Source organism: Chitinophaga sp. OAE865 (assembly GCF_040546735.1).
Lineage (GTDB): Bacteria > Bacteroidota > Bacteroidia > Chitinophagales > Chitinophagaceae > Chitinophaga > Chitinophaga polysaccharea_A.
In genome coordinates this window covers 886,004-902,874 of sequence record NZ_JBEPOF010000001.1, presented here as the reverse complement: position 1 = coordinate 902,874, position 16,871 = coordinate 886,004, and the positions used below count along the sequence as shown (strand labels likewise).

The 16,871-nt window shown below is 45.0% G+C and carries 14 protein-coding genes and 1 riboswitch; of the genes, 6 read left to right on the top strand and 8 right to left on the bottom strand.

The genetic code is table 11. The features are described 5' to 3' along the window. The first annotated feature begins 3 nt into the window (after positions 1 to 3). Entirely contained in the window at positions 4 to 1,419 is a 1,416-nt protein-coding gene (locus ABIE50_RS03830) for a nicotinate phosphoribosyltransferase (protein WP_209855631.1), read from the top strand. Positions 1,420 to 1,541: 122 nt separating this feature from the next. Beyond that, positions 1,542 to 3,128, top strand: a complete 1,587-nt coding sequence (locus ABIE50_RS03825) for a class I SAM-dependent methyltransferase (protein ID WP_209855634.1) — start codon at positions 1,542 to 1,544, stop codon at positions 3,126 to 3,128. A 42-nt stretch (positions 3,129 to 3,170) separates the two neighbouring features. On the opposite strand, the gene ABIE50_RS03820 is transcribed toward ABIE50_RS03825, so the two are convergent. From ABIE50_RS03820 to ABIE50_RS03790, 7 genes are all read right to left on the bottom strand, one after another. Further along, positions 3,171 to 4,040: an SMP-30/gluconolactonase/LRE family protein gene (locus ABIE50_RS03820; RefSeq protein WP_209855637.1), complete on the bottom strand. Its 870-nt coding sequence runs from the start codon at positions 4,038 to 4,040 to the stop codon at positions 3,171 to 3,173. A gap of 154 nt (positions 4,041 to 4,194) precedes the next feature. Beyond that, positions 4,195 to 7,377: an efflux RND transporter permease subunit gene (locus tag ABIE50_RS03815; protein WP_209855642.1), complete on the bottom strand. Its 3,183-nt coding sequence runs from the start codon at positions 7,375 to 7,377 to the stop codon at positions 4,195 to 4,197. 40 nt (positions 7,378 to 7,417) lie between these two features. Continuing rightward, positions 7,418 to 8,488 (bottom strand): efflux RND transporter periplasmic adaptor subunit, encoded by a 1,071-nt coding sequence (locus tag ABIE50_RS03810; RefSeq protein ID WP_209855659.1) that lies wholly within the window; start codon positions 8,486 to 8,488, stop codon positions 7,418 to 7,420. Between the two features lie 44 nt (positions 8,489 to 8,532). Beyond that, on the bottom strand, positions 8,533 to 9,888 hold the full coding sequence (locus ABIE50_RS03805) for a TolC family protein (protein WP_209855662.1): 1,356 nt from the start codon (positions 9,886 to 9,888) through the stop codon (positions 8,533 to 8,535). A 27-nt stretch (positions 9,889 to 9,915) separates the two neighbouring features. Continuing rightward, entirely contained in the window at positions 9,916 to 10,530 is a 615-nt protein-coding gene (locus ABIE50_RS03800; RefSeq protein ID WP_209855665.1) for a TetR/AcrR family transcriptional regulator, read from the bottom strand. Between the two features lie 9 nt (positions 10,531 to 10,539). Further along, the gene (locus ABIE50_RS03795) at positions 10,540 to 11,145 is read right to left on the bottom strand and encodes a TetR/AcrR family transcriptional regulator (protein ID WP_185937137.1); all 606 of its coding nucleotides are present in this window, start codon (positions 11,143 to 11,145) and stop codon (positions 10,540 to 10,542) included. A 571-nt stretch (positions 11,146 to 11,716) separates the two neighbouring features. Continuing rightward, positions 11,717 to 12,976 carry a pyridoxal phosphate-dependent aminotransferase gene (locus ABIE50_RS03790; RefSeq protein WP_209855668.1) on the bottom strand — a complete coding sequence of 420 codons (1,260 nt, stop codon included), beginning with the start codon at positions 12,974 to 12,976 and terminating at the stop codon, positions 11,717 to 11,719. 386 nt (positions 12,977 to 13,362) lie between these two features. On the opposite strand from ABIE50_RS03790, the gene dnaN reads away from it, so the two are divergent. The 3 genes from dnaN (at position 13,363) to ABIE50_RS03775 (ending at position 15,960) form a co-directional block, all read left to right on the top strand. After that, positions 13,363 to 14,481, top strand: a complete 1,119-nt coding sequence (dnaN, locus tag ABIE50_RS03785; RefSeq protein ID WP_142684421.1) for a DNA polymerase III subunit beta — start codon at positions 13,363 to 13,365, stop codon at positions 14,479 to 14,481. Between the two features lie 338 nt (positions 14,482 to 14,819). Further along, positions 14,820 to 15,653, top strand: a complete 834-nt coding sequence (locus ABIE50_RS03780; RefSeq protein WP_209855671.1) for a sterol desaturase family protein — start codon at positions 14,820 to 14,822, stop codon at positions 15,651 to 15,653. A gap of 55 nt (positions 15,654 to 15,708) precedes the next feature. After that, positions 15,709 to 15,960: a hypothetical protein gene (locus tag ABIE50_RS03775; RefSeq protein ID WP_142684423.1), complete on the top strand. Its 252-nt coding sequence runs from the start codon at positions 15,709 to 15,711 to the stop codon at positions 15,958 to 15,960. Here ABIE50_RS03775 and ABIE50_RS03770 read toward each other — a convergent pair. After that, entirely contained in the window at positions 15,957 to 16,433 is a 477-nt protein-coding gene (locus ABIE50_RS03770) for a lipocalin-like domain-containing protein (RefSeq protein ID WP_209855674.1), read from the bottom strand. The genes ABIE50_RS03775 and ABIE50_RS03770 overlap by 4 nt on opposite strands. Before the next feature lie 63 nt (positions 16,434 to 16,496). After that, a riboswitch (TPP riboswitch) is annotated at positions 16,497 to 16,607 on the top strand. Between the two features lie 51 nt (positions 16,608 to 16,658). Between ABIE50_RS03770 and thiS the strand changes: the two genes are divergently transcribed. Next, positions 16,659 to 16,862, top strand: a complete 204-nt coding sequence (gene thiS, locus ABIE50_RS03765) for a sulfur carrier protein ThiS (RefSeq protein WP_142684425.1) — start codon at positions 16,659 to 16,661, stop codon at positions 16,860 to 16,862. Positions 16,863 to 16,871: the final 9 nt, after the last annotated feature.

Sequence of the window (16,871 nt, the reverse complement as noted above, 5' to 3'; positions counted from 1 at the left end):
GATATGACAAAGGAAAATCTTATCCTCCTGGCCGATGCTTATAAATACTCCCACCATAAATTATATGTCCCCGGCACTCAATTTATATACTCCTACCTGGAAAGCCGGGGCGGCAAATTTGATGAAACCGTTTTTTATGGCCTGCAATATTTCTTAAAAGAATACCTGAGCGGAGTAGTATTCACAAAAGAAAAGCTGGACGAGGCCGAAACCATACTCACAGAGGTGTTTGGCAGGAAAGATGTATTTGACCGCAGCCGCTTTGAATATATTATTGATAAATACGGAGGTAAACTTCCGGTGCGCATCAAAGCAGTAGCAGAAGGTACAGTAGTGCCTGTACGAAATGTGCTGATGACCATCGAAAATACCGACCCTGAATGTTTCTGGCTCACCAACTTCCTTGAAACATTACTTATGCAGGTATGGTACCCATGCACCGTAGCTTCCGTATCCAGGGAAATAAAAAAAGTGGTAAGGAAATATTATGACGAAACTGCCAGTGCTGAGGCTTTTGCGGGCATCGACTTTGTGCTGAACGACTTTGGCTTCCGTGGCGCCAGCTCCGTGGAAAGCGCCGGTATCGGCGGAAGTGCCCATCTGGTAAGCTTTACCGGCAGCGATACCATTCCAGGTTCCGTATTTGCAAAAAAATATTACAATGCGCCTGCGGCCCCGGGCTTATCTATCCCCGCCACAGAACATTCTGTAGTTACGCTCCTGGGGGAAGAAGGAGAACTGGAAATATTCAAACACATACTGGATAGTTATCCTACCGGTACCATTGCCTGCGTATCAGACTCCTACAATATTTTCAGAGCCTGTGAAGAATATTGGGGCACTGCTTTAAAAGAACAGATCCTGAAAAGAGAGGGTACCCTGGTGATCCGCCCCGACAGCGGAGATCCGGTACAAACCCTGCTCCGCATCTTTACCATCCTCATGGACAAATTCGGTTACACTGTCAACGAAAAGGGATATAGAGTACTGCCCCCACAGGTACGGGTGATCCAGGGCGACGGCATCAGCTATTCCTCTATTCCCGGCATATTCGAAGCATTAAAGCAGGCCGGCATCAGCGCAGAAAACCTGGTATTGGGCATGGGTGGCGCGTTGCTTCAACGCGTAAACCGCGATACGCAGGAATTTGCTCTCAAATGCGCATACGCTATTGTAAACGGAAAATCCATCAACGTACAAAAAATGCCTGTAGAACTGGATGCCAGCGGCCATTTGCGTACTTCTTTCAAAAAATCCAAAGCCGGAAAACTCAGGCTTATTAAAGATAATAACACATTTAAAACTGTAACCGAAAGAGAAGCCCCGGCATCCGCCGATCTTCTGCATACCGTATTCGAAAATGGTGAAGTAACGCTTAGCTACACTTTCGAGGAGGTTAGGAAAACAGCAGCTCTGTAAATTATTCTTATTTCTTCCAAGCATGTTACCTCAGAGAGGGTGTATCTGATCCACGATACACCCTCTGTTATTTTTGATTAACCTGTATACAAAAAAATCAACGCATTCCTTAACTTCATGCCATGTATTTACTCATACCCGGCCGGCATCACCTGCTCACAGATTTTCAGTTCAAATACCTGAACCGCCTGATCAAATGCAAACTGGAAGGCGAAAAAGACGTATATGGCCAACCGTTAGCCACACAGGATATAGAAGGCGTGATTTTCGCAGTTACCTCCGCCAATCACCTGGGCACCAAACGAAACCCGGTACCATTCTATCTCCGGGCTATGATTATCCAGGAATTTTCCAACTCCCTGGATGTTCCGGTATATGTATACGGGATCGACGATGTAGGAGTGATCAGTGACTTCACGGAATATACAATAAAAACAATACGGCATTCCAGTGAAGGCATTCACTCAATTACCCCTGCCAATACACTGGTTATTTGCTCCACCGCCGTTAAAGACATGTACATAAAGCATGGCTTCACCATATTGCCGGCAGAGTGGGACCCGGTAAGCAGGCAATTCACACAGCCCATGCCATGGGACGTGGTAAAACTGGTAGCGCAAGCCGGCGACTGGCGCAAAAATAAAACTGCTCTCGACCAGATGCACCCGGCATCTTTTAAAATATGGTCGCTCTACAATGTAGGAGAGAAGGTGCAGCAAATTCTCAAAGATCCCATCATCGGGGCCGACGGCGATCTAACCGCTACCCGTGATTACAACGTATACGTAAAACAAATGGACGACATCGCGGTGCAGAAATACCGGGAAACGGCGCCTTACATACAACCCGGCAATATCGGTGATATCGGTTGTGCGGTGGGTTCGTGGATTAAGATGGCCTGCGGGGATGATCGCCTGCATGAATGCGACTTCTACGGGATTGAAGTATCCCGGCACCTGTATGATATCTGTCTTCAAAGAAAACACAATGGTGAATTCGCCAACCCATCAGTGTTCTTCTCACAAAAAAATGCAGTGACCAGCCTCGTATTTGAAGCAGGCAGCATGAATACCATTCATACCTCCTCGCTTACCCATGAAATTGAATCATATGGCAGCAGGGAAGACCTGCTTGCGTTTATACGCAACCGTTATAATGAACTGGTACCCGGCGGCGTCTGGATTAACCGCGATGTTGTAGGCCCGGAAAACAAAGAAGAAACTATCCTCCTCTGGCTCAACGAAGCCGATGGGGAAAATGATCTAACCTTACCCAAAAATGCCACTACGCAGGAACTGGCCGCATGGCTGGGGAAACTGTCTACTATGGCGCTGTTTAAACAATTTGCGAAAGATTTTCGCCATCACGAAGGATTTCAGCTGCCGCATGAATGGGTAACCATTGAAGGTCAAACCTATGCGCAGTTATCCATGCAAAATGCATGTGAATTTCTTTTCAAAAAAGATTATCATGATAACTGGCTGAGTGAAATGCATGAAACATTTTGCTTCTGGAATTACGAAGACTGGAAAACTGCTCTCGAAGAAGCCGGCCTTCGGCTGGATAACCTCTCTACTACCTGGCGTAATGAATGGATTGTAAATAACAGGCTGGAAGGTAAGGTACAATTGATGCGCCCGTGCAAAAATGGTGTACCCTTACCTATCCCTTTTCCTGTTTCGCATATGCTGCTTTTAGCAAGAAAATGATCTGTCACCGGGGAGTGGCTGTAAATCGCTTCCCGGTACCTCTCATAATCCATACTCTTTCAGTGGAATTATTCTCAGCAGGTTATCCAGCATCTGCGGCATCAGCAATACCTGCTGTTTTGCATCCAGGGCAATATCTGCCGGGGCGCGTTGGGTATTGATCGTGGTATATTGTTTTTTATTGAGATCATATACATGCAGCTTTCCTGCTGTTGGGTTACTGAGCGTTATCCAATCGGATATCAGCAAACGATGATCATCTAACAATATCATTCCATCCAGCAAACCAACAGGAGCTCCTTCCAGTGGCTCAAAAGCAGCATTACCGTCATGCAGTTTTTTAGCGTATACCTTGCCAGCTCCGTCATAATTGGGCCCCATTGCACACACGTATACTTTGTCAGCGGCCGCATCATAGCAAACCCCGTTTGGCGCAGCCATATTCCCTTTCAGCACAGTATAAGTGCCTGTAAAAATATTCACCATCAATACATGCCCTTTGAATGAATCCGTTGTCAGCAATAAGCTGTCATTCACACGGCATACATCATTAAGCATTCCTTCTTTTCCTTCCAGATTTAAATCAAATACCTTTTTCTTCGTTACAACATCATATCCTTTCAAATGGTCAAGATCAGCCACATAGAGTATGTTATTCATAAGCTGCAAGCCCGAAGGAGCATGAAGTGTATCTTCAAAATATTTTAACACCAGTTTCCCATCACTGCCTATATGAGAAATAACACCATCCCCATCCTTAACCGGCGCCAGTTTAGCACCAATACCCGATACGAAATAACCACCATTATAAGCAACTGCACTTTCCGGAAGGGTTAATCCGTTAAACGTTTGCCGGACATGAATAAAAAGAGGGGTCAACAGTAATATTAACAGGGGAACATAGTTTCTCATAAAGAGTATTTGCTGCAAATATAGTCCGCAGAAAAACATACGGGAATGTGAAAAGGAAAGAATTTCTTGTTAATATCAAAGAAAAAGAAAGCCGGAGTATGACTACTCCGGCTGTTACCTAAACCTACAACTGTTACACTGTTAGTAACATATCTTAATTCGAATGAATTTCATTTAAAGGCACCTCTTCATAAGAAGCCACCATACGTTGCCTGATATAACGTTTGGCAGATAATTTACCAATTCCAAGCCTGGCCATACCCATATCCATAATCATATATACCACCGGTACCACGATCAGGGTGAGGAACATGGAACTCATCAGGCCACCGATGATCACCCACGCCAACCCATTTTTAGTAGAAGCCACACCACCTGTTGCCAACGCAATTGGCAACATACCAATTACCATCGCAATAGTGGTCATCAGGATAGGGCGCAAACGTGCATGGTTGGCATGGATCAGTGCCTGGTAAGTACTTTGCCCCTGCTCCTTCATCTGGTTGGCAAAGTCTACCAGCATGATCGCATTCTTTGCCACCAGACCTATCAGCATGATCATACCCAATATGGTAAAGATGTTCAGTGTATTGTTGGTTAGCGCCAGTGCCAGTAATGCACCAATGATGGCCAGCGGAATGGAGAACAACACCACGAAAGGATAAATGTAGTTATCATATAACGCCACCATTATAAGATATACCAGCACGATAGAGATCAGTAATGCCGCACCCATTGTACCAAATGAATCACCCTGGTTTTCGGCATCCCCACCAAACAGGTAGCTGATACCGGCAGGCTTATCCATTTTTGCCAGCTTATCTGCAAACTCCTGTGTAACCGTACCGGATGGACGACCCATCACCTGTGCCTGTACAGATACAGAAGTATTCTTGTCCCTTCTTTCCAGGTGACTGGGGCCGGAGCCTTCTGTGATCGCAGCAAACTGCGACAACCTGATCAGCTGCCCTTTATCATTAATGAACTGTATATTGGAAACATCTTCGAGGTTCTTACGGTTGAAATCATCAAAACGGATGTTGATATCATACTCATAATCACCTTGACGGAATTTAACTTTGGAGTCATCGGCAGTACCGCTGAAAGCCGTTTGCATGGTACCACCCACGGCATCAAGTGTGAGGCCAAGTGCAGCCATTTTATCCCTGTCTACCTGCACATTAATTTCCGGGTTACCATCTTCTACAGACAATTTTACTTCCGTAGCCCCATTGATGGTTTTGAGAGTATCCATTGCCCTTTTGGCGTAATTCATTACGCTGTCCAGCTCAGTACCCATTACCACCAGCTCTACCGGCGCCCGCTCTGCAGTACCCAGGATACTTACATCTGTAGTTTTTACTTTTACTCCGGGTAAAATGGCTTTCAGTTCTTTCTTGATCTTAGCCGCATAAATATCTGAAGCATCCGCACGGTGTTCAGGATCTACCAGCATCACAGTGATTTCTGATTTATAAGCGGTCGACTGTGAGTTACCGAAACCATCTTCACTTGTTTGCCCTACTGTGGTGATCAAACGGGTGATTTCCTGCTTTTTATTAAGATATTTTTCTGCTGTACGGGTAGCCAGGTTGGTTTGCTCTACAGACGCATCTTTCGGCATTTCCAGCATCACGATAAACTGGCCGCGGTCGCCCTTAGGGATAAACTCACCGCCAATGTAGCCTTTACCTATCAACATAAAAGAGGCAATCAATAAAACAACCGCCAGCGCGATGGTAATCCTTTTATGACCCAGCGCCCACTTCAGGATAACGGTCATCCAGTTGGTGAATTTCTGCAGCTGTGCCTCAAACCAGAGAATGAATTTCTCAAAAAGGTTCTTGCCGGTGATATGTTCCAGCTTGCCAAAACGGGACGACAACAACGGTACAATCATGAAGGACGACAGTAAACTGAGCATCGTTGAAATCATCACCACCACACAGAACTCACGAACAATCTTTGACACCAGTTCGTTGGTTAATGAAATAGGCAGGAACACCACCACAATCACCAACGTAATGGAGGTAACGGTAAAGCCTATCTCTTTAACCCCATCGAAGGCAGCACGAACACGGTTCTTACCCATTTCCATATGCCGGTAAATATTCTCAAGCACCACAATGGCGTCATCCACAAGAATACCCACCACCAGCGACAAACCCAACAGCGACATGAGGTTGAGCGAGAAGCCCATTAATTTCATCCCGATGAATGTAGCAACAAGGGAAGCGGGGATGGATATCATTACAAACAATGCACTGCGGATGCTATGCAGGAACAACAACATAACAACGGCCACCAGGGCTACCGCCAGGATAAGGTCATGTATAACCGAATCGGCAGATTCCAGCGTAAAATCAGAGGAATCATTAACCACCGTCATCTTCAGTTCATTCGCCGCATAGTCTTTTTCTATTTTGCTGATGGTCTTCTTCATCTCCTCACTCACGGTTACCGCGTTGGCGTCCGTTTGTTTCTGCACCTGCAACGCGATCGCTCCTGTGCCATCTACACGTGCAATACGTTCTGCATCTTTCTGGGCATCCTGTACATCCGCCACATCCGCAAGCCGTACCTGTGTACCATCTTCCGTTGTTTTCAGCACCAGGTTGCGCAGCTGGTCAACATTTTTATATTTACCCGCCAAACGGATCAGGATCTGTTCGTTGGCAGTTTTCACCTTACCGGTGGGGAAGTCGAGGTTGGCATTGGTGATCAACTGCCGCACCTGCATGATAGATAAATTGAAAGCCTGCAGCTTCTTCGGATCTACGTTTACCTGTATTTCGCGTTCCTGGCCACCTATCAGCGAAACCTGGGCCACGCCCGGTAAACGGGATAATAAAGGCTGCAGCTTTTTATCTACCAGGTCATAAAACTGCCTGTCGTCCATTTTTGCGGTGGCAGACAGTGTCATGATCGGAAGGTCATCCAGGGAAAATTTATTGAGTGATGGCGGTTTGGCATCGCCTGGCAGATCGGCCAGTATAGCGTTTACCTTACGTTGTGCATCCTGCAGCGCAATGTCCACGTCTGCATCACTGTTCAGTTCAACGGTAATAACAGAAAGACTTTCAGAAGACTTGGAGATGATCTTTTTGATCTTTTCCATAGATGCTACGGCATCTTCAATCTTCTTGGTAATTGTACTTTCCACCTCGTTGGGGGAGGCGCCCGGGTATACCGTGGAAATGGTTACCATTGGGGAACTAAACTTTGGCAGCAGCTCATAGTTCAGCGATTTATAGCTCATCACGCCCAGGAGGGTGAGGATGGTGAACACCACCACCACGATCGTAGGTCGTTTTATTGATACTTCAGTAATCTTCATGTTGCAAAAATTTGGTCAAACACCAGATACATTTCCCTGCTTACTTTTTATCATTCTGAACTGTTACTGCCGCACCTTCTGTCAGGTTGATCTGACCGTTGGTGATCACAGTTTCTCCTTCTTTCAGTCCTTCCCGTATTTCTACCTGGTCGCCAACAATGCGGCCGGCCACCACTTTACGCTTCTTTGCCACATTGCCTTCCATTACGTATACCGTATTACTGTTCACACCGCCCACAAATGCAGTACGTGCAATGAAAATTGTTTGAACAGCATTCGGATCCACAAAGTGCGCTGTGCCGTACATACCGGCTTTCAGATCTTTTCCTTCAATATTATTTACTTCCATTTCTACCGGGTAGTTGAGGGAGTTATCACCTTTTGCTGCTATAAAGGTGATGGTACCTTCGTATTGTGTTTCAGGGAAAACATTGGAAGTAACCTGTACTTTCTGGCCTTTTTTGAGTGTCACCACTTGTCCTTCCGGTACAGATACCGCCAGTTTCAGCCTGGACACATCTACGATGTCGAACATTTTGTTGCCTACAGAAAGGTAAGCGCCCTGTTCTATATATTTTTTATTGATGATTCCGGAGATAGGAGCTTTCACATAAGTATCGCTTACCCTGCGGCTGGCGGCCTCGTAGCGTGTTTTTGCGATATCGTACTGCAGGCGGGCATCATCCATCTGTTTCTGGGTAACACCTCCTGTTTTGAAAGCGCTTTCATATCTTTCTTTGTCTACCTTCAGCTGGTCGAGATTTGCTTTTGCAGATTCGAGGTCGGTGTTGAGCAGCTGACCATCAATATAGGCAATGGGTTGGCCTTGTCTTACCACGCTGCCTTCATCTACCAGCAGTTTGGTAATACGGCCGGCCGTTTCCGCGAGGTACGTCAGTTCGCGTACTGGGGCGAAATTACCGTTGGCCAGGAATCCCTGGGAAAAATCGTTGCGGGATACTTTCTGTACCAGCACAGGGATGTCGCCGATATTGCTTTGTTTTACGAATTCTGTTTTAGCCTCATTCGCTTTTTTATTGGCGTTGAGTTTCCACATGATCAGTACTACTGCACCTATTGTCACCAGGCCCCAGATTATAAACTTTTTCATCTGCAAATAGTTTGTGTGTTCTATCCTTGTTTTCGTTTATACGTTTAGTTTAGGAGTTCTTTTAAACTTCCTTTGCTTTTTATGATTTCCAGCTCTGCCAGTTTGTATTGCAGCAGGGCTTCATTGTAACTGTTTTGTGCATCTGCCAGGGATGTTTCCGCATTCAGCAGATCCGTTAAACCTGCCAGTCCGAGCTTGTAGTTATTCTGTGTGGAATAATACACCTCGTTGGCGAGGTCCATGTTTTCCTTTTGCGTGGTGATGGTAGATAAATTGCTACGGATCATCAGCTTGGCATTTTCGTAATCTGTGTTGAGGGTAAGCTCAGTATCTTCCAGTTGTTTGCCCAGCTGACGGAGGGTTACATTAGCCTGGCTTACTTTGGAGCGGCGGCCAAAACCATCGAAGATGGGCACTTTCAGGGATATGCCGATGGCAGCTGCACCAAACCAGCTGGTAGAATTGGAAGGGTCTTTTGAGAAGGCCCATTGCTGGCTCATCCCGTTATAGGAATATCTTCCGAAAAGCGACAATGATGGATAATTTTCCGCCTGGTAAGCCTTCTTCTGGAACAACTGCAGCTCTTCCTGTTTCTTCAGTAACCTGTATTCCGTTCTGTTGGCAAGGTTCATATCATCGTACTGTAATACGCCTGCGGCTTTGGCTTCAATGTCTTTCAGGGATGCCGGCGGCAGCAGGAAAGTGGATTGAAGCGGCATACCCATTACCTTTTTCAGGTTATTGGTTTGCGTGGCATATTGGTTCAGCAACTGCGTGCGTTGCGTCATATTGTTGATGAGGTTCACTTTGATGCGGTCGAGGTCAATTTTCTTTGCCAGTCCGTTATCAAACTGAGATTTAGTGGCGCTTACCAGCTGTGTAAGCTTTTCGATATTGCTATTGATAGTGATGATCTTTTCCTGTGTTACCAGCAGCTGGTAATAAAGCTGCGATACATTGTAGATCACATTCTCAACAGATTGTTCTGTTTGTATCTTATAATATTCTTCTCCTGCCCTGGAGGCTTTCAGGCCGGTGAACACAGCCTGGTTAAAGATCTGCTGACTAAGCTCTGCGCCAACGGTAGCATTATACTTCACCCCAAAAGCCACCAGTATAGAGCTGTCGGGCTTACCAAATACAGCACCTGGTATGAGCGATTTCTGCAGCATCAGGTTATCTGTATAGGAGGCGTTACCATTCAGCTGAGGCAGGGCCTGGGAGCGGACTTCCTGGGTTTTGAACTTTCCCATTTCCTCGTCCATTTTGGTTCTGGCCAGTTGTTTATTATTGTTCAATGCAAACTTCAGCGCTTCCTGTAAGGTTAGCTGCGTTTGGGCATAGCCATTATATACCCCTATCCCCATGAGGAGGACAAGCGTTAACTTTAATCGCTTCATAAAAATAAATCTGTTAGCGTAGTAGTTTTATTCTTCTTCTTTTATTTGCAGGTACTGGTTTACCAGTTTATGTCCCCGGATGGTAGCGATGCCCAGTATAAAGTGGGCGGTTACCTGTTCCATTACCTCGTGCATTTCATATTGATCTGCGGGGTATTGTTCCGGATCGAAAGCTGCCTCCAGCTGCAGCTGGCGCATGCGTGCTACAATATCGATGTGAAGGTTCTGGCGGTATAGGCCTTCCGCCATTCCTCTCTTTAAATTCTTCTTGATGTTACAAAGCACATTATCCGACTTGAAACTTTCAATACTGCGCCAGGTATCCGGATGGTATTTCTGAATTTCATGCAGCATTACCGGGTTCATTGTTTTAGCCATATTGGTAATGTACTTCATGTTGCGCACCAGTTCTTCTATAGCGTTGTCTGTGGTTTGCAAACATTCATGGAAGTAGTTAATATGGTTTGTCAGCAACTGTTGCATCCCTTCGTCTATCAGCGCCTGTTTATCCTGGAAATGCTCGTAAACTGTTTTTTTGGAGATCCCGCAATCGCGGGCGATATCAAACATAGTTACTCCTTTCACACCATAAGTCCTGAACATTTTCAGTGCTGTTTCCAATATCCTTTCTCTCACCACCATGATTTCCGTTTAAGCTTTTATTCCTTTTATGAAAATTTCAAGTAATTGCTTTTGTTTTTCTATCACCTGGTCCATCATTTCTTCATCCATATCCATATCTTCCCGGATATGATCCGGCACCGAAAAACGTAATCCCATAGTGGTGAGCACCAGCAATTCCGCAACCTGGGCAGGATCTTTTACTTTAAATTCCCCCGATTCAATTCCTGCTTTGATAATAGCGGTATGAATATCAAATTCCCGTTGTTTTGCTTTTTTCTTTTCCGCGAGGAAAAGCGCTGAGTTGTCCTGTAATATTTGGAATAATTCGAGCCGGCAGAATTTGCTGATAAAATCTTTCCGGAGATCGATGATATTATATAGGGCTTTAGCGGCCGATTTCACCTGTACTGCTTCTTTTTCCATTTGCTGGAAATATGCTTCTGCAATTTTTTCCAGTACGGCAATGTGCATTGCCTTTTTATCCGGGAAATAATAATACAACGACGCTTTAGAGCAGTGAAGATCATCTGCTATTTCGTTCATCGTAGTTTTAGAAGCGCCATAATGAGTAAAACGCTTCAGAGCCGCCTCCAGGATCCTATCCCTCATTTCATCTTTAGCTTCTGTATGCATTAACTTTTTGACTTTTTTAGTTTCAGAGTCAAAATTAGGGACTTTTTTTGAAATAGTAACTAAAGTTGACCTTTTAACATCCATTTAACTTTTTGAAGAAAAAAGTCAGAAAGTCAGGGCCAAGCGGAGGGATGGCCTTCGGCTATTGTTCTTTTTTCAGGGTTATGATGATTATACTGATTTGATTTTCGGGGAATCAGGGAGATGTAAGCAATTGATTATATAGGTTGTTGTTTTAGGGAAGATGAAAGCGACAGACTATGCTGCTTTTTTTGATTCTGTGGAAGATGGAACCAGTTGATTACGCTAATTACAGTTTTTACCTCCATCGCATCATAACGGAAGATAGACCAGCTAACGGTACTGGTTTTTATTTTCGGGATGTATAAAATAGTGGAAGACGAAACCGGCTGGTTACACTGGTTTCGCCAGTTCTTCAGGAGAAGTTAAAAGAGGAAAACAGAAGTGAATACCTCACTTCCGTCTCCCCCTGAATATTAAATGAAGTCCGATTAAATCAGACTAATCAGTAAAATCAGCTAATCATGCTTCAGGACAAAGTCCGCGACATTTATTTCAGTTTTTCGAGCGCTGCCTGCAATTTCTCAAACATGCCAGGGATCTCTTCCTTCACGCAGGTGCCCACGCTCAGGCGGTACCATGGGGAGTTTTTAGCAGATCCGAAAGCATAAAACGGCACCAGGGCTATTTTAGCTTCATTCAGGATGTAGGAGGTCACCGCAGCCTGATCCGCGAGGGTAGTACCATCAGCCGTTTGTTTGCCTACCAAGTCAAACTTAACGGTGAGATAAATAGCAGCCTGCGGGGCAATGGCTTCTACTTTATGGCCGGCAGTTTTCAGTTTATCGAAGCCTTCGTAGATCTTTACCAGGCGTTCTTCGATTTCACCTTTAAAGTGCTGCAGGTATTTATCCACATTTTCTTTCTGAACCAGGTAGCGGGCGGCAGCTTTCTGTTCTGCCATCGGGCTCCAGGCCCCAACGTGGGAGAGGATGGATTTCATTTTACCAATTACATGAGCCGGTCCCAGGGCCCAGCCAACTCTAACACCAGTAGCAGCAAAAGCCTTACTCATACCATCAATGAACACGGTATAATCCCTCATTTCAGGACGGAGACTAACCGGGTTATGGTGGTGGGTTTCACCAAAAGTGAGCACCCAGTACATCTGGTCGAACAACACATAGAGGGGCTTTTCGTTTGCGCCTCTGCTTTTGTTTTCAGCCAGTACCAGGTCACAGATCTCTTCCAGCTGCTGTTTACCGAAAGCGGTACCCGTTGGATTCTGCGGAGAACAGAGAGCCAGGAGTGTTGCGCCTTTCAGAAGCGGCTTCAGTTCAGCTGCTGTAGGCATGAAGAAATTTTCCGCTTTGGTTTCCAGCACTACATGCTCCGCTTCCAGGAAGTGGGTATAGTGGTTGTTATTCCAGGATGGCGTAGCATATACTATCTTTTCGCCACGGTCAACAATGGTTCTGAAGGTGGCATAAATGATGGGACGACCACCACAGGAAATAACGATTTCCTTTGCAGGATCGTAGGAGAGACCCTCACGCTCAGCTATAAAGCCACCTACTGCCTGTCTTAACTCCGCAATACCATCGGCAGGAGGATAATTGGTCAGATGTTCCTTATAGGCTGTTATGATTTCCTGTTCAAATTCAACCGGGATAGGAAATACCTTCGGGTCAAAATCCCCAATTGTGAAGTTGTATATCTTCTCACCCTTGGCCTGTTTCTCCTTTATTTCAGCTGCTAACTTGATGATTTCGGATCCAATCAACGTTTCGGCTAAATGAGACAGTTTCATAACCTGCTTTTTTTTGTTGGTTTGTAATAATTTTTCAGCGCGGCAAAAGTAACCGATTTGAAGATAATTTAAAAGAATAGGGAAATTCTTTTCACTTCCGCTAATAAATGATACAGGTTATTGCATCTCATCTAATCAAGAGGGGGTTTTTTATTACTTCCGTTTAGTATTATATTAAACAGAAATATATGAATGACTGCAAATCGTTGTGTAAAACCACGTTATCTTAGTGTATAAGATGTGATGAAATTACGGAGAACAACAAAACTTTCTATCTTTGTTTACATTACATTTGACCTTTTATGTGAGGGACAGGTGAAATCAGGGCAGCATGCCCTAAAGGTTATACCCTTCAACAAAAAATGATAAGCAAACTTATATAAACCATGAAATTTATTGTTTCTTCCTCTACTTTATTAAAACAATTACAACAGATCAGCGGGGTTATCAATTCAAATACGGTATTGCCTATACTGGAGGACTTTATGTTCCTGATTGACAAAAACGAACTGACTGTAGTTGCAACTGACCTGGAAACTGTTATGCGGGTGAAGCTGGAGGTGGAAGCCAAGGAAAGCGGTCGGATCTGTATCCCGGCGAAGATCCTGATGGACTCTCTCAAAAATCTGCCCGACCAGCCGCTGACTTTCCACATTGACCTGAACTCCTACGCGGTGGAAATCACTTCAGACAATGGTAAATACAAAGTGATGGGGGAAAACCCGGAAAACTTCCCGAAAGAACCGGCTGCCGATGACACTACCTCTTTCACAATGGCCGCTACCGGCCTGGTTACTGCCATCAATAAAACCCTGTTCGCCGTGAGCAACGACGATCTGCGCCCGGCTATGACAGGCGTATTCTTCGAACTGGCGCCAGACAGCCTTACTTTTGTTGCCACCGATGCACACCGGCTGGTAAAATATGTAAGAACAGACGCAAAATGCCCGCAGGCCGATAGTTTCATCGTACCTAAAAAACCGCTGAACCTGCTGAAAGCAGCGCTGCCTGATAACGATACTGAAATTAAAGTTGCCTATAGCCAGAACCATTTCTTTGTGCAGCACGAAGGCGCACAGATGATCTGCCGCCTCATTGACGCCCGGTTCCCGGACTATAAGGTAGTAATACCAAAAGATAACCCTTACCGTCTCACCGTGGTAAAAAGCGATTTCCAGAATGCCCTGAAACGGGTAGGTGTTTTCGCCAATAAAAGCACTAACCAGGTGGCATTGAGCATCACCGGCAGCGAACTCCAGTTGTCTGCCCAGGATGTAGACTTCTCCTTTGAAGGTAACGAACGCATGAACTGCCAGTACACCGGTGATGATATGCAGATAGCCTTTAATGCGAAGTTCCTCATCGAAATGCTGAATGCAGCCGAAGGGGATGAGATCTCCATCGATCTGGCTACCGCGACCAAAGCAGGTATCCTCAGGCCTTCCGAAAAAGAAGAAAATGAAGATCTCCTGATGCTGGTAATGCCGCTTATGCTGAACAACTAAAACCAGGTGTTAGCAAATGCTAAAATGACAAATACTTATAGCTAAAATCTTATACATAAAGCAATCTCTGACAAAGAGGTTGCTTTTTTCTTTGTCTGTGGCCTGAAAGAGCCCTTTTTATATTCCCCAAATAGTCGTAATTTTTATCCGGGATCAATGATGAAATCCATCAGAGATCCAGGACAGTAACGCAAGGATAATAACAGTAACGTATAAATGTTTTACTGTGTATTATAAATAAATCCACTTACCCCATATCCACTGCAGAGATATTGTTGGCCTGGTTAAGGAGAACCACATCAGAGCGTAAAACACCGTTATAAATATTTTACCAGCACATGGTAAGTTTTTTTGAAAATATTCCATCAGTATACCGTACTGCCATCCTGATAAGCGGACTCTTGTTGTTATGGATCATTGAGGGTATGGCGCCCCGGTTCCGTTTTGGCAGCAACCGCTACCGGCATGCCGGTACCAATCTCTTTTTTACATTAACTACGGTGATTGTAAACACCGGACTGGCATTCCTGATTGTTAAGGCCTCGAGGTGGACAAGCAGCCAGCAATTCGGCCTTCTTTACCTGAAGCCGCTTCCGTTGTGGCTGCACACCATACTGGCACTATTACTGTTGGATTTTATCGGGGCATGGCTCATACATTGGGTGCAGCACAAAACAGCCTGGATGTGGCAGTTCCATAAGATCCATCATATAGATACACAGATAGACGCCACCACCGCCCTGAGACATCACCCGGTGGAAAGCCTCCTGAGAGTAATAGCCCTTTTTGCCGCTATTATGATCCTCGGAGTACCCTTCTGGATGGTAATGCTGTACCAAAGCCTGTCGGCTTTTATGTCGCAGTTCAATCATGCCAATATCCATTTGCCCAAATGGCTGGATAATGCGCTTAGCTGGGTGATTGTATCGCCTGATATGCATAAGGTACACCACAGCCATTACCAGCCGGAAACAGACGCTAATTATGCTAATATATTCTCTATATGGGATCGCCTCTTTGGCACTTTTGTAAAAGTACCGGATACGCTGGCGATCAGATACGGACTGGATGAATACCAGGACGCCCGTTACCAGGAAATAGGATCCCTGTTAAAAGTGCCCTGGGAACATGATAACGTGATGAAGGAAAAGATCAGTAGTCAACATAAATAGGTACCTGTTTACAAAACAATTATTCCTTCACCTGTCTTTTAAAATTCGAATACATATGCAACACTCAACAGCATTAACAAAAACGGCCTGTATATCAGCGCTCATCATTGGTGTACTGTCGGCAGCATTCGCTTTCAGTACCCATACTCCTTCCTATGCAGTTACCGCCGGTTCAATAGCTATAGTAATAGGTCTTGTTTCCCTGTATATAGGAAGAAAAAATATTGACGACATGCAGCTGGCTGCTGCCGGCGTATTTATGGCCGTGGTAGCCTGCCTGGTAGGGCTCTGGCAGCTTTATAATTAATTGCTTCTATGGTATTTTTCCACGTAGCCTTCGGCGGCTTTCACCGGAAACAGTACCAGTGAGGTATCAGAAAGTTCTTTTATAATAGTTGTGTCCACAATTGTGGAGGTGTCTTTTACGCCCTCGGAGTGATTCCATAACAATAAGGTGTCGTGTGTCAGCACCCATTTTTCGTATACAAGTGTGTACATATTAATGGATCTGGCAGTTCCGTTCTTTCTTAGCTGAAAACCCTGAGTTTCCCTATCCAGGCCCGCTACGGGCTGTATCCACTTTCCTATGAGCTTAGCTGCATCAATATGCAGCGTATCCGCAACAGCAGCAATGCTGTCAGTAATGCCGGCATTACTGCTGTCTGCGATCATACTAACCAGGCTGCTGTCGTCCTGTAACTCTTCCTTCTCCACTTCTTTCTTGCTCCCCTTACAGGCAACCGCCAGTATCAATAAACACAGTAAACTGAATCGTACCATAATTTAAAAATACACAATTCATCATTTGTAATGCAATTTTTAAATATTTCCATTACTTTTACATCTACACTTTAGGGGTGTTTATCCGATATAAGTTTAAACGGATAAACTGAGATGATACCCTCAGTACCTGAAGCAGCTCATACTGCCGTAGGGAAAAGTAACTGAACCTTTCTCATCTTCCACATCCTTAAAGTTTATTGTTTCACTTAAATTCCAATTAACATGGAAGTGCATGTAAACAATAAACTTTATGCGGTGCAGCCAGGGACAACCATTGCTGCACTCTTACAGTTTATTCAGATCTCTGCTCAAAAAGGCATTGCAGTAGCCGTCAACAACCAGGTGATACCGAAATCATCCTGGGAAAACCAATCACTGTCCGCAGCCGATAACATTACTATTATCCGGGCTACCCAGGGCGGTTAAACCCTGCAT

Coding starts and splice junctions, on each gene's coding strand:
- ABIE50_RS03825 (WP_209855634.1), top strand. CDS start 1,542: ATGTATTTACTCATACCCGGCCGGCATCACCTGCTCACAGATTTTCAG.
- ABIE50_RS03800 (WP_209855665.1), bottom strand. CDS start 10,530: ATGGTGGTGAGAGAAAGGATATTGGAAACAGCACTGAAAATGTTCAGG.
- ABIE50_RS03780 (WP_209855671.1), top strand. CDS start 14,820: ATGGTAAGTTTTTTTGAAAATATTCCATCAGTATACCGTACTGCCATC.
- ABIE50_RS03815 (WP_209855642.1), bottom strand. CDS start 7,377: ATGAAGATTACTGAAGTATCAATAAAACGACCTACGATCGTGGTGGTG.
- ABIE50_RS03790 (WP_209855668.1), bottom strand. CDS start 12,976: ATGAAACTGTCTCATTTAGCCGAAACGTTGATTGGATCCGAAATCATC.
- thiS (WP_142684425.1), top strand. CDS start 16,659: ATGGAAGTGCATGTAAACAATAAACTTTATGCGGTGCAGCCAGGGACA.
- ABIE50_RS03810 (WP_209855659.1), bottom strand. CDS start 8,488: ATGAAAAAGTTTATAATCTGGGGCCTGGTGACAATAGGTGCAGTAGTA.
- ABIE50_RS03770 (WP_209855674.1), bottom strand. CDS start 16,433: ATGGTACGATTCAGTTTACTGTGTTTATTGATACTGGCGGTTGCCTGT.
- ABIE50_RS03795 (WP_185937137.1), bottom strand. CDS start 11,145: ATGCATACAGAAGCTAAAGATGAAATGAGGGATAGGATCCTGGAGGCG.
- ABIE50_RS03830 (WP_209855631.1), top strand. CDS start 4: ATGACAAAGGAAAATCTTATCCTCCTGGCCGATGCTTATAAATACTCC.
- dnaN (WP_142684421.1), top strand. CDS start 13,363: ATGAAATTTATTGTTTCTTCCTCTACTTTATTAAAACAATTACAACAG.
- ABIE50_RS03820 (WP_209855637.1), bottom strand. CDS start 4,040: ATGAGAAACTATGTTCCCCTGTTAATATTACTGTTGACCCCTCTTTTT.
- ABIE50_RS03805 (WP_209855662.1), bottom strand. CDS start 9,888: ATGAAGCGATTAAAGTTAACGCTTGTCCTCCTCATGGGGATAGGGGTA.
- ABIE50_RS03775 (WP_142684423.1), top strand. CDS start 15,709: ATGCAACACTCAACAGCATTAACAAAAACGGCCTGTATATCAGCGCTC.